A 13,983-nucleotide genomic window follows, 5' to 3' on the forward strand; every position below is an offset into this window, starting at 1 on the left:
ATTTATAAGTATCTATAGATTTTTTGTACTCATCTAATTTGTTGTAATATATTCTACTATTCTATATTAATGACAAATTCCCTTCTTTTTTAGCTTTTTTACTAAATTCATCCCCTGCATATACTGAACTCCATAGTATAACTTAGTTGGTATAACTCCAGATGATAGCTAGATAGGTATTGTAGCACCAATTACTAGTATTAAAATAAATAATTCCCTACATTCAAAAAGTCCACTTTTTATCATACTCTTATCACATGTTTTGTCTAAAAGCTTTTATTTTCTAATATATGAAAAAGGAAGTTCAAGTATTATAGTAGATGCACTATAATACTTGAACTTCCTTTTCTATTTAATGAAATATCCCTAAAAATCCGGCAATCAATACTACAATTGCAAATATCATTCTGTATACTGTAAATATCTTCATAGATTTTCTTTGTAAATAAGAAATAAACTTATTAATTACTACCAAAGCTACTAAAAATGAAACTAAGAATCCAACAACTAGAGAAGTTAGTTCAACTGAAGTAAGACTAGCTATTCCTCCAATTTTTAATATCTTTAAAAAGCTCATTCCCACCATAACCGGAATTGCTAGAAAGAAAGAGAATTCAGCAGCTACAACGGTAGAGAGTCCTGATACCCATCCGCCTATAATAGTAGAAGCAGAACGGGACATTCCTGGAATTATAGCTAAACACTGAAATAAACCAATTATCAAAGCTTGTTTCACAGTGACATTTATCTCTTTGCTGTATGAAGTGTTGTTCCTAAATTTATTTTCGGCATATATCATCCATATACCACCTAAAAATAAAGTTATAGCCACGGTTATAGGGGTAAATAAATATTTGTCTGCTAAATCATCTAATAAAACCCCACAAACCCCACCAGGAATGCAGGCAATAAATATCATAAGCCAAAATTTAAACCCTGATTTTTCATAGCCAACTTTGTTTGGAAAGAAATTCAAAAGAGTTTCTTTTATTTTTTTCCAGTATAATATAACTACAGCTAAAATAGCTCCTAATTGTATTACATATGTATACATTTCAACATAATTAGGATTTGTGCCTTTAAAGCCCATTAAGTTTTCAAAAATAATCATATGTCCGGTGGATGAAACTGGCAGAAACTCTGTTATCCCTTCCACTATTCCAAGTATTATAGATTTTATTACTAAAAATATTGTATCCATTTAATCACCTCTTATTAATTTTATGAAGGATATTTTCAATGTTTTTTTCTCGTCTACTTTCATAGTATATATTTTAAGCTTTCAATCTTAATTCCTTTCTTCTTTTTGAAGTCCATAGCACAATAAAAACAATAGCAGACAATGCCAAAATAGCGTATGTGATATTAGAGTATACGTCCATAAAGCCTAAAATTTCTTCCCATGATTCTCCAAGGACAGCTCCAGCCCAAACCAGCAGGATATTCCAAATTAGTGTTCCTGCTAATGTTAGCGGCAAGAAGATCCTAAATTTCATATTAGACATGCCAGCTGGAATTGAAATTAAACTACGGATTAAAGGAATCATTCTACAGAAAAAAACAGTTAAGTATCCATAACGGTTAAACCAAGAGTTGGCTTTATAAATATCTTCAACTTTTAATCGCAATATATATCCCCATCTAACTATTATTCTTTCTAATCTTTTAATATTAAGCAATCGTCCTATTCCATAAAGTATAACAGCACCAGCAACAGATCCAGCCGTTGCAAATACCACAACCCCTAAAATAGTCATTTCTGTTCGTGTGGTCATAAATCCTCCAAAAGTAAGAATGACTTCTGAAGGAATCGGTGGAAAAACATTTTCTAGTGCTATTAAAAAAAACGTACCAAGGTACCCAAAGTTCTCCATTAGTTGCGTAATCCAGTTTTGCATATTATATTCCTCTCACTTTCTTAAGTTTGTTATTTTACCCAGACATTTATTTGCTTATTATAAATAGTCCTTGCAAGTATAAAGTATATTAACTGAAGTCCAAGATAAATTAATGATATAACAGTAAAATATCCTGACAAGTTATCTCTTAGCAAGTTACTCAATGATTTTATTGCAAATATTGAATGGCTTAATGCCACTACAAAAGGCACTAGAAACATGATGGCACATTGAGTACTTACTACTCTTCTTATTTCATCATTGGATACTCCCATTTTCTTTAAGGATTTAAATTCATGTCTGTCATTTTGTATCTCATTATAAATCTTAAAATACAATATACTACTAGTTGAGATAAAGAACACTATAGATATAAAAGTTCCAATAAATAACGAGAATGACATACTTCTTATAATAGGTAGATATTTTACTACACTATCAGAAAAAGAGTTTTCACTGTTATTTGGAAACATTATTTTTATTTGATCTACTGCCTCAAAAGGATTCATCCAATCCTTTATGTTATATCCATAGTAAACTAATTTTTTATCATCTGGAACTTTTGTAAGAACTTTATTAAAAACTTCATCAGGCACTATAGCAGTATTGGTGTTCTTATTGTCGTCATTTATTATTCCCCCGCTTAGTTCATCCCTTATCTTAAACTTTAATTCTTCGCTACTAGTAACTAAAGTCAAATACTCTTTGTCATCAATAAAATATTTACCTCCCATTCTACCCTCAAGATTGTAAGTGTGTATTAAAACTTCTCCCTTTTGAAGATTTACCCTTTCTTTTCCAAATTGAGAAGCCATTAAGTTATAATCTGAATTAGACATAATATAAAAATCCTTTTTATTATTGGTTACATTCGAGATTTCACTTTCTTTATTTGTAGCTTCTATTAGTACAATCTTATTCTTATATTGAAGCTCATGGCCATAAGCTTTTACTGTTCTTTCTACTTTTTCTGGTGATATTACACTATCTGAGTTTAATCCTCTTTCAATTATATTAAAGTCCTGTGGGAAATTCTGCTCTATACTCCCTAATATACTTTTTTGTATAGAATATACACTTACAGAAGCTGTTAATGTAACAGCACTAAGAATAGATGCTATAAATAAAATTTTAGCATTGTCCTTTAACTTATATATAATCTGAGATAAAGTTATAATATTAATCCCTTTGTAATAAACTCCTTTATTCCTCTTAAGTCTACTAGTGAAAAATACGCTAAACTGAGAATATAGAAGATAAGTTCCAAAGACAACCAAAGCCAAAATAGGAAACATAGTTAATACTATGGCTATACTAGAATATACAGCCAAAATATATCCTGCACCAATAAACACTATGGAAAGTATAGCTTTAAATTTCGAAAACTCTGATACTGGTTTAGGTATTCTATCTCCCTTTAATAGCTCTACTATATTGTTATTTTTTATTTTATAGCTAACTATGAAGCTAATTCCCTGAAACAGTATAACAAAGACTATTAGCGTTATCAGAAAAGCTTTCATAGAAACTACGAATGGAATCTCTACATTTAAAGCTAAAATAATAGTTACAATCATAAAAAATAGCTTTGAAAAAATTATTCCTAAGAAAAGTCCTGTAACTATGGCTGCAATAGATACAATAATACTTTCAATCATTACATACCTTCTTATTTGTCCCTTTGTTAAACCAAACATTGAAAGAAGCCCAAATTCCTTTTCTCTTGACTTTAGAAAGCTTGAAATAGAATACGTTGCAAATACTATAGTAAATAGAATTATTACAATCTCACATAAAAACATAGTTTTTGATGCCATAGCTCCCAGGCTCCCCATAATATCTACGCTTTTAACTTGCGGATTATAAATAAAATTTGCAAAAATAAAAAATACCATTACCACCAAGGCATTGCTTAAATAGTACATTACATATTTATTTAAGTTTCCTTTAATATTTTTAAATGCAATATTACTTAAGGTCATTATAGTTTCCTCCTATATTCCTAGCCTGCGCAGAATAACTATTAGTTGTTCCTCCTCCTAGCATTGAAAGTGAATCCATAATTTCCTTAAAGAAAACCTGACGTTTACCTCCATTAACTATTTCTAAAAAATATCTTCCATCCTTAATCATAATAATCCTCTGACAAAAGCTTGCTGCAAAAGGATCATGAGTGACCATCATGATAGTAGCTTTCTTTTGTTCATTCAAACTCTTTAGAGCTTCCATTACGTCTTGTGAAGTCTTAGAATCAAGATTTCCTGTAGGCTCATCAGCTAAAATTATAGAGGGATTATGAATTAAGGCCCTAGCGCAAGCAGCTCTTTGTTGCTGTCCACCAGATATCTCGTAAGGTCTTTTTAGGAGAATCTCCTTTATATTTAAAACCTCTGCAATATCCTGTAACTTTTTTTCTATTTCCTTTACTCCTACCTTATCTAAAACCAATGGAAGTATTATATTTTCTTCTATGGATAAAGAGTCTAGAAGGTTGAAATCTTGGAATATAAATCCTAGTTCCTTTCTTCTAAACAAAGCAGCTTTTTTTTCACTAAGTTTAGCTGGATTCGTTTCATTTATTAATAATTCACCAGTGGATGGTGTATCGATTGTTGCTAAGATATTTAGAAGCGTAGTTTTTCCACTGCCTGAAGGTCCCATTACTCCTACAAACTCTCCATCTTCTATATTAATACTGAATTTATCAAGAGCTTTAACTTGCATTCCACCTCTTTTATCCCCATATATTTTTGTTATATTTTTAGCTTCTAATACTGGCATAATTATCATTCCTCTCTAAGGTTTATTATCTATAAATACATTATAAAAAAAATAGAGAAATCAATGTATCGATTTCTCTTACAAATAACATTTCAATCTTACAATGTTGAAAGATTAAAATCTAAATATATTTCTTTCCTTATGGAATACTATAGAAAATTTAGCCCACTGTCCCTCCTCGGACTCTACTACCAATTCATGTCCAAGATTATCACATATTCTTTTAGATAAGTACATTCCCATACCAGTAGATTCCGAAGTTTTTCTACCATTATTGCCTGTAAAGAAGGCTTGAAACACTCTTCCTAAATCCTCTTTAGGTATACCAATTCCTTCATCAGTAATAGATAACACTACTTTTAACTTCTCATCTTTAATCTCAAAAACTATATACTTATTCTCTTTTTTAACTTCTTTAGAATACTTTATTGCATTAATAAAAATTTGATTTATTACAAAGTAAATCCACTTTTTATCTGTTTCTACCGTTATGTTCTTTTCATCTATAATTTTAGGGAAAATAAAATTACGAATTAATGACTTTTTATTATCATTAATCACCTTTCGTACAACTGCTGCTATATCTAAACTTTCCACCTTAAAATCCAAGTTAAATTCATTAAGTCTTGCATGATTGAGCATTATTTCAATTCCATTAGATATCCTTTCATTTTCTTCGCCTATACTGTTAAACAATTCTTTATGTTCCTCTTTTTTTTGTTCTTGTAATATAAGATTAATAACAGATACAGGGGTCTTCATTTGATGAACCCATTGATTTATAAAATATATGTATTCTCTATGCTTTTCTTCATATTCAGATATTTTTTCACTGTTATTTTTATAAATTTTTGACAAAAGTTCAATATAAACTCTCTGGTCACTAGTTCTAGCATAATCAGCATTTAACAAGTAATCAAAAGTATTATTTGTTTCAAGCATGTTATAGAGCTTCTTATAAAAGTAATTGTTTCTATAGTACTCATATATCAGAAAAACTATGTAAATCGTTAGAGATATTAATACTGCATATAGTATGTTTTCCATTGATGGATATGTTTTAAAATTTATAACAAGGGTCAAATACATGATTATAATAGTGAAAGAGATTCCTAAAAAATATGATATTGTATAAGCTATTTTATCTTTTAAAAAGTCTTTTAGCTTCAATTAAATCACCTGCTTATATCTTTCATTAGTTACTCCAATTACTTACTATCCTATATCCCTGACCTCTTTTCGTTTCAATAACATCATTGATTTCTAGATCTTCAAGCCTTTTCCTAAGTCGTGTAATATTAACCGAAAGAGTATTGTCATCAACAAAATCTATATCATTCCAAAGAACTTCAAGTAAGGTTTCCCGTGACACAATCTTATTAACATTCTTTAGAAGCGTGTGTAATAATTGAAATTCCTTTTTGCTAAGCTCTATCTTTTTTTTATTGAACTCTACAATATTTTGATTTATATGTAAAAATAACCCTCTCACTTCATAAACTTCACTGCTTTCAGCATAGCTTCCATAAGCTCTTCTAATAACGCCTTTTATCTTTGCAAGTAACAAGTCATAAGAAAAAGGCTTTGTTATGTAATCATCTCCACCATTTTCTATTGCCATAACTTGATCCATATCTGAATCCCTTGCAGAAATAAAAATTATAGGAACGTTTGATACGGTTCTTATATCTCTACACCAATAGAAGCCATCGTAAAATGGAAGATTAATATCCAAAAGTACAAGGTTTGGGTTATTCTTTATAAACTCTCCCTTTATATTTGAAAAATCTTCTACAACATAGACTTTGTATCCATAGCATTCAAGTGTTTTTTTAATAAGTTCATTTATTTTTTTATCATCTTCTATTATCATTATACTGTACATATTAACTCCATTATAATTAAGTAATAATTATTTTTTATATAATATTATTTGAATAATACTATTGCAACTTTCTACTTTCAAATATTGTTAACAAGATTATATCCTATAAGTAAACTGGTTACAATATAGCTAGCCAACAAAATAAACTGTTAATATCAGCTTACCACTGTAATTCAACTTAACATAAAAGCTGTATGACATCAATCATACAGCCTTAATTGGAATCATATAATTATATCTTAAACTTATTAATGTCATTATTCATTCCTTTAGTTAAAGTATTAAGCGAATGTGCTGCATCAGCTACTTGTTGTGAAGCCGCATTCATTTCTTCAGTGGAAGCAGTAATTTCCTCTGTTGAAGCAGATACTTCCTCTGCTACACAGGATGAGCTTTGCATTCTTTGTAAAATAACATCCTTATCATTATTAATATTAGATGCTGAAGAGTTGATAACTTGTATTTTAGGAATAACCTTTTCTACTGCATCTATAATCTTTTTAAAGGATTCTATGGATGTATTTATAACAGTAACCTGACCATTTAATTCCCCGCTCATAACATCTGCACTTTTCAACATATCACTAGATTCTTGTGATATGCTAGATATAAGATTAGTTATGTTTTTAGAGGAAACTTTTGACTCTTCCGCAAGCTTTCTAATTTCTTCAGCAACTACAGAAAATCCCCTTCCTGACTCCCCAGCTCTTGCTGCCTCTATAGCAGCATTTAGAGCAAGCAGGTTTGTTTGTTCCGCAATACCATTTATAACATTTGTTATTTGATTTATCTGAATGATATTTTGACCCATATGTGAGATTTTTACAGCGAAATCCTTAAAAGAATTATTTATTCTAGTTACTGATTCTACAAGACTTTGTAAATCTTCGTGATTTTCGTTTGCCATAGAATTTATATCTTTAGAGTTAGAATTGATATCTTCTATGGATTTAACCATAGTTTCAAGCTCTGAACTAAATTTATTCAATACATTTGTAATCTCTGACAAATCGTTAGATTGAGATGTTACTCCAACAGAAGCCTGCTGTATTGCCGCGGCAACATTATCCGATGAACCCGCCATCTCTTCTGATACAGCTGACAAGGAAATAGATCTTTCTTCAATGGTTTGAGATTTTTCACGAATACTTTTTATTAGTGATGAAATACTTTCAATTGTTTTAGACAAGGAATCCTTAATAATTCCAAATTCGCTTTTTGAGTCACCTTCTATCTTCTCAGTGAAGTCTCCTGTTGAAATCTTTGTTAGGTAATCAATTATTTCTTTTGATGAGCGTCTGATAAATAAAATTACTAAAGCTGAAATTAGTAAAAATGTTATTATTACAGCTATGTTCATAGTAATAAAAGCTCTTTTACTACTATCATAAATTTTATCATTTTCTGTATCAGTTTTTCCCGCCCAATCAACATTATAATCTTTTAATCCTTTAAGCGTGCCCTCAATTGATTCACCTATATTATCAATTTTTTTCATGTCCTCATCAGAAATTTTTTCACCTTTAGCTAATGAGGGTTCGACCTTCTTCCACAAATTCATATAATTAACATAGTCTTTTTGAAACTTATCAAGACCTTCCTTATCAGCTGGATCTAATTTAGTAGATAAATAGCTTTTTAATGACTCGTGTATTTTATCGTCTAGTTCATTAATTTTTGCATCATAATCCTTGCTGTAAATAGTATTTGATTTAGAAACATATAGTCTTATATTTAAAAAATCTGCTCTCAGTGATCCTATATAGGATATTGGCATAGTTATATTGTGATACATGTCCATTGTGTTATCGTTAACTTTTTTCATATCGAAATACCCTAGAGAACCTATTGCTGATGAAAAAATAATGGCTAAGATTGACATTGACATTATTATTGTGGATATCTTTAGTTTTCTTAAAATTTTATTCACTGAATCCTCCCTCCCTTTATAAGCATTTAAAAGCATTACAAATATTTATTATACTAATCTAGTTTATCGTGACTAAAAGATAAATCTTTATTAATAATAGTACTTAACTTTGAAAAAATAATTTTTTCATGGACAATGCTTCCACGCTCATTTGTTAATCTTAATACTATGGATTTATTATACAACTTAAGTATAAACTTTCTCTAAATTGATTCTAAAATAATACTAAATTTTTATTCTAATAATCAAAATTTTCATATTCGGCTTTCAACATAGAGAATATACGCATTGATTTATACACGTTATTAATCTTTTTGCATTCTCTTAAAATCCCTTCTTGAATAAAACCTTCTGATTTATAAAGTTCAATTGCCCTCGAATTATAATCAAAAACATCTAGCCAAAGTCTGTGACATCCTAGTTTCTCAAAACAAAGCCTTTTTATTAGGCTTATACTTTTCCTTCCATAGCCTTTTCCCTTTTCATTTATAACAATTCTCGTTAACTCCATGGTTTCATGTTCGCTGTTTATTCCATCAAGCAGAATATACCCGACTATCTCTTTACAATCTTTTTTCCTTATAGAAATATGCATCCAATTTTCAGAATCGATAACCTCTATATGCTTCTTTTTACTCCAATTATATACAAATTTCGAGTTTTCTCTATCACTTTCCATTTTAATAATCTTGTCCAGATCCTCAGCTTGAGTTAGACAAAATATTAAATCCTGTGATTGTGTTACTATGTTTTCCAAACATCATCCCCCCAATAGAACAATAAATTTTCGTGCACAGCCTTTAAAGTTTTCCTTTGTCTCGTATACATCGTCAATCCTCTTATCATGACAAAGTACCAAATTCATATCCTTGGTCTTTTAAATACTCTATTATTTGAGGCAAAGCCTTAGCTGTTTCTTCCTTACCATAAGTATCATGTATTAGTATAACTACTTTTTCTTTTGTTCCTACACTTTTTTTCACTTCATTTAACAGTTCTGATGCATTTTTCATCTTACCTTCTGAATCAAAATTGTAAGCATTCCAATCTATACTGTGCATATCCTTTTCTTTTAGCTTTGCATTAAACTCCTCCAAATTAGGATCTTTATAATGCTCCCTTGACATATAACCCCCTGGCATTCTTAACACTCGTGAATTAAAATCTTGCCCAACAACATTTTTAATTGCAGTGTTAGTCTCATCAATTTCTTCCATAAAATATTCTATATTGATTTTATTTCCTGGGTACAAATTTCTTAAATTATGAGAATAAGTATGATTGGCCAATGCATGTCCCTCGTCAAAAGTTCTCTTTACCAATTCTTTACTACTTTCACTGGAATTTATGTTTTGTCCAACTAAACAAAAAGTAGCTTTTATATTATACTTTTTTAATACGTCTAATATTCTAGGCGTCACAGTTATAGATGGCCCATCATCAAAAGTAAGAAATGCTATTTTTTTCCCATCATTCTCTACCTTGTTGTCTAATATATCTTTTACCTTTTTTACATCATAAGTATATTTTTGTCCTTCACTATTTACATTATGTAGTTTACCTTTTGAGTTATTTTCCGCTACCTTTTCTTTTGTCTCCTTTACAACCGTTATTTCTTTGATATTATTAGTTGGAACTTCTTTACTAGTTGTTATTACTCTACTAGCCGCTATTCCTTTGTTAGCTTGTACCATTTTATCATTATAATATTCATAACCTTTATATGATAAAGTTAACACTCCAATTAAGGACACTAAAATTAAACTCTTTCTTATATTTTTAACTCGTTTATTTTTTCTTCTGTTTTTTCTTTTCATTATTTATCTCCCTTCTTCTGCTCAAAAGATCATCTTTTAAAATTTAAACTTGAAATTTATAGTAAATAACTTAAAAGAAAACCTTCCCTAATTTTATCTTAGTTAGGCAGAAGTATTTCACTAACAATACAAAAGCTTTATCTAATCCTCATAATTAAGGCAAACTAAGCATGACAATCTTTTATAATTCTATTTTAAAGAGAGTATCTCTATTTTACATAAACAAAGTATAAACTTTGTATAAACTTTGTACAAAATGACATTCTTTACATATAATAAATCCTCTCAAATCTTATCTTATTTAATCACGGAAGTTTTTAGTAATAATAAATTTTACATTCTCGTGAATATTTCTTCATATATATGATATAATGAGAAATGCTGGCAAAAATATTATATATTTTGTCATAAGGTAATAAAAGAAAGAGGTGCTCGTTATAAAAAGTAAATACGAAACAAAAGCTAACGAATATGAAATAAAAGGAACTGTTGCTTACCTAAAATTAAGCAAAAAAGATGGCACGACCATTGATACTAAAATAGATGCTGAGGATTTAAAAACTGTATTAGATAAAGGAACTTGGTTTGCCGAATGGAATAAGGATTTTAATAGCTATTTAGTTCAAACTCTAAGTTTCTCTTCGATAAACGGAAAAAAACTTAAAGAAAAGCAAACTTTGCATTCATTTATTCTTGGTACCCACACTAAAACTCCTATTAGACATCTAAATGGAGATACTTTAGATAACAGAAAATGTAACATAGAAATATATGACCAAAATGCAGCAATCAATGATTATGAAAAAATCGATTCGGATAGTATTTATATCATACTTAGAGATAAATATGGTAGAAGAAAAGAAAGAACTCTAGTTGATAAAGAAGATTTAGATAGAGTGATAAACAGTGGCTATTCTTGGGTATACTATATAAGTCAAGGAGAACATTATGCTGTAGCTAATACTCAGAATGGTAGAGTCTATTTGCAAGGCTTTATTATGAATACTCCTGAAGATATGGTTACAAAACATATAAGCCACAACACTTTAGATAATAGAAAAGCTAATTTAGAAAATGTAGCTATTGTTGACGAATCTGAAGAATTAGAACAGAATAGTTAGCTTGCTTTATCAGCAATAAGAAGCTGTCCCCAAATGCATATCTATGCATTTTGAGACAGCTTCTTGTTTAAAATCGTAAGGTTCAAATAGCAAACTTTCAATATACTCAGACTTTCTAACTATAAACTTAGAATCAAAAGTTGATGTAATTACTCTAATTCAATTCCCATCTCACTTAACCAATTAATAACATATTCTTTTGCTTTTTCTTCTTCATAATCTTGCCACTTATCAAGCTCTTCAGCATTTTTAAAAATTACATTTTTAAAACTTATCATTGGCTGATTCTTATTTAAGGCATATAAAAGCCTACCTTTTAAATCATCAGAACACACTTTATTTCTTGCATAATCAACCATAGAATCATAAAAATATGAATCATCAATATTAGGTATTAAGATGTATCTTCCTTCTATGTCTTCTTTGATGGCATATGCATCTTCTAATAGTCCCTTTTGCCAGTCATCTAAATCATCTTCTTTTATGTCACCTTGAATAACGCTATTTATTTCATAGGGAATATTGATAATATCCCCTGTATGTGTATCCAAATACTCTTTCCCTAAGTCATCCTCATTAAATGAAAATGACTGCACCAATAAATCTAAATCAATATTTAATTTCTTCATAGTTTATATTTATTCTCCCTAATTTAATTTATTATTGTTTTTACTTTCCATCATCGAAATTATATTTATTATACCTCAAATAACATAAATATTTTTAAGTTAATCCATTATTATTTATTATATACCACCTATGAGTAAAATTAAACATTATCTGTGCATGCTTCATAAATATTACAATTTGTCCTAAATAATCTTGACAATTAATTCAATGGCGATATAATAGTTAATATATTAATTATTTACATATTAACTATTAAGAATTAATGTAAATATCTAAACAAAAACTTCGCTTAAATGAAGTGCTGCCAATTAATAAATGCTTTAGACGAGGAGATATTTGATTTATGAATAATGACAATAATTATCCAGATAACATTAATCTTGATGAAGTAAATTCATTAAGGCTATTAAATTTAATCTGCAATACAGCAGATACAATAGAAAAAATAATTTCAAAATTTTATAAAAACTTTAAACTATCAAAAACACAATTTGAAGCTCTGTACTTAATCTACTTAAGCGGAGAAGAAGGTATTACTCTATCTACTCTTGGTGAAAAAATGAATGTTACAAGACCTAATATAACTTCATTAGCAGATAGGATGGTATCTGGAGGATTAATAAAGAGAATTACAAATGAAAATGATAGAAGAAGTATAAAAGCTGTAATTACAGAAAGAGGAACTGAACTTATTAGCATTGTTCTACCAAGAAATCAGATATTTGGTCAAACTATGTTAAACTTTATCTCACAAAACGAAAAGGAACATTTTTGTGAATTACTTATAAAAATCCAACAAGAGTTAACTGAGAATTATTTAAAAGATTAAAATATTGTATTAAAAGGGGGGGCTTTTTATGAAACGTAATCATATTGTATTTCTATCAACTCTAATAGTAACAACAAGTCTTTTATCAGGATGTAATACTTCTTCCGAAATACGAACTTTAACTGGTGATAAATTAATAAATCAAAATACTGATCATCTAGTTGTCCAATCAAATATAGAAATGAAAGATGTAAACATAAACTCCAAAATTGCTGGAAAAATAAAAGAAATAAAGGTTAAAGAAGGCGATAACGTTAAATCCGGACAAGTTTTAGTTACTATAGATAATAATTCATTACTTGCAAAACACTCTCAAACGCAAGCCCAAATCGAGGCTATAACAGGACAACTTAAGGCAGCGCAAGCAGCAAAGCAAGCTGCACTTGCTCAACTTCAGAAAGCACAAAATGGAACGAGAGCCGAAGAGCTTGCTCAGGCGAAAGCGGCTTACGAACTTGCTCAAACCACTTATGACAGAGTAAAATCCCTATATGACAAAGGCTTTGCTTCAAAAGCTGATTTAGATAATGTTTCAACACAATTCGAAATTACAAAAGAAAAATATGATCTCGCTAAAAATGGTGCAAGGCCAGAGGATATAGCCGCGGCTCAGGCACAGGTTGCTCAAGCTGATTCAACAATACAAGCTATACAAGGACAAATTAAGCAAGCTGAAGGTGGACTAAATGAAGTACAAACTTATATCGATGACACTACAATTGTAGCGCCAGCTGATGGAATAATAACTACTCTAAATGTAGAAGCTGGTGAACTTGTATCAACAGGAATGCCGCTTTTAACAATAACAGATACAGCAGCACCATGGATAGAATGCAACGTGAAGGAAACAGATATTTCAAAAATAAAATTAAATGAAGTTGTTTCAGTAAAACTTTCTGCTTATCCAAAAGAGCAATTTAGAGGTAAAGTAGTTAGAATAAATAAAAAGCCAGATTTTGCAGTTAAAAGAGCAACAAATGATAATGGGCAATTTGATGTGTTATCTTATGGGGTTAAGGTTGAGTTAACTGACATGAATAAAACTCTTAATGCAGGTATGACAACTTTTGTTGATTTTGGAAAGTAAAGTGA

13 protein-coding genes are annotated in these 13,983 nt (G+C 29.6%); 3 read left to right on the forward strand and 10 right to left on the reverse strand.

Going from position 1 to position 13,983, the window contains the following annotated elements:
• Window positions 1-352: 352 nt before the first annotated feature.
• From AC0N0V_RS14950 to AC0N0V_RS14990, 9 genes are all read right to left on the reverse strand, one after another.
• On the reverse strand, window positions 353-1,201 hold the full coding sequence (locus AC0N0V_RS14950; protein ID WP_474458839.1) for an undecaprenyl-diphosphate phosphatase: 849 nt from the start codon (window positions 1,199-1,201) through the stop codon (window positions 353-355).
• Window positions 1,202-1,274: 73 nt separating this feature from the next.
• Window positions 1,275-1,874, reverse strand: coding sequence for a DedA family protein (locus AC0N0V_RS14955; protein ID WP_474458840.1), 600 nt, complete (start codon window positions 1,872-1,874; stop codon window positions 1,275-1,277).
• A gap of 53 nt (window positions 1,875-1,927) precedes the next feature.
• Window positions 1,928-3,880: an ABC transporter permease gene (locus AC0N0V_RS14960; protein ID WP_474458841.1), complete on the reverse strand. Its 1,953-nt coding sequence runs from the start codon at window positions 3,878-3,880 to the stop codon at window positions 1,928-1,930.
• On the reverse strand, window positions 3,867-4,679 hold the full coding sequence (locus AC0N0V_RS14965) for an ABC transporter ATP-binding protein (protein WP_474458842.1): 813 nt from the start codon (window positions 4,677-4,679) through the stop codon (window positions 3,867-3,869). Before AC0N0V_RS14965 ends, AC0N0V_RS14960 begins: the two co-directional genes overlap by 14 nt.
• Window positions 4,680-4,793: 114 nt before the next feature.
• Entirely contained in the window at window positions 4,794-5,849 is a 1,056-nt protein-coding gene (locus AC0N0V_RS14970; protein WP_474458843.1) for a sensor histidine kinase, read from the reverse strand.
• A 25-nt stretch (window positions 5,850-5,874) separates the two neighbouring features.
• Window positions 5,875-6,564, reverse strand: coding sequence for a response regulator transcription factor (locus tag AC0N0V_RS14975; protein WP_474458844.1), 690 nt, complete (start codon window positions 6,562-6,564; stop codon window positions 5,875-5,877).
• A 232-nt stretch (window positions 6,565-6,796) separates the two neighbouring features.
• Window positions 6,797-8,494: a methyl-accepting chemotaxis protein gene (locus tag AC0N0V_RS14980; RefSeq protein ID WP_474458845.1), complete on the reverse strand. Its 1,698-nt coding sequence runs from the start codon at window positions 8,492-8,494 to the stop codon at window positions 6,797-6,799.
• Between the two features lie 238 nt (window positions 8,495-8,732).
• Window positions 8,733-9,251 (reverse strand): GNAT family N-acetyltransferase, encoded by a 519-nt coding sequence (locus AC0N0V_RS14985; protein ID WP_474458846.1) that lies wholly within the window; start codon window positions 9,249-9,251, stop codon window positions 8,733-8,735.
• Window positions 9,252-9,336: 85 nt separating this feature from the next.
• The gene (locus AC0N0V_RS14990) at window positions 9,337-10,311 is read right to left on the reverse strand and encodes a polysaccharide deacetylase family protein (RefSeq protein WP_474458847.1); all 975 of its coding nucleotides are present in this window, start codon (window positions 10,309-10,311) and stop codon (window positions 9,337-9,339) included.
• A gap of 428 nt (window positions 10,312-10,739) precedes the next feature.
• Here AC0N0V_RS14990 and AC0N0V_RS14995 point away from each other — a divergent pair, with 428 nt between their 5' ends.
• Window positions 10,740-11,432 (forward strand): hypothetical protein, encoded by a 693-nt coding sequence (locus AC0N0V_RS14995; RefSeq protein ID WP_474458848.1) that lies wholly within the window; start codon window positions 10,740-10,742, stop codon window positions 11,430-11,432.
• Window positions 11,433-11,581: 149 nt separating this feature from the next.
• Here AC0N0V_RS14995 and AC0N0V_RS15000 read toward each other — a convergent pair whose 3' ends face one another.
• Window positions 11,582-12,061: a UPF0158 family protein gene (locus AC0N0V_RS15000; protein WP_474458849.1), complete on the reverse strand. Its 480-nt coding sequence runs from the start codon at window positions 12,059-12,061 to the stop codon at window positions 11,582-11,584.
• 344 nt (window positions 12,062-12,405) lie between these two features.
• Here AC0N0V_RS15000 and AC0N0V_RS15005 point away from each other — a divergent pair, with 344 nt between their 5' ends.
• Together AC0N0V_RS15005 and AC0N0V_RS15010 are read left to right on the forward strand one after the other, a co-directional pair.
• Complete coding sequence (locus tag AC0N0V_RS15005) at window positions 12,406-12,891, forward strand: MarR family winged helix-turn-helix transcriptional regulator (protein WP_474458850.1); 486 nt, start codon at window positions 12,406-12,408, stop codon at window positions 12,889-12,891.
• A gap of 28 nt (window positions 12,892-12,919) precedes the next feature.
• Window positions 12,920-13,978 carry an HlyD family secretion protein gene (locus tag AC0N0V_RS15010; protein ID WP_474458851.1) on the forward strand — a complete coding sequence of 353 codons (1,059 nt, stop codon included), beginning with the start codon at window positions 12,920-12,922 and terminating at the stop codon, window positions 13,976-13,978.
• Window positions 13,979-13,983: the final 5 nt, after the last annotated feature.

The organism is Clostridium sp. CS1-1, from assembly GCF_056135525.1.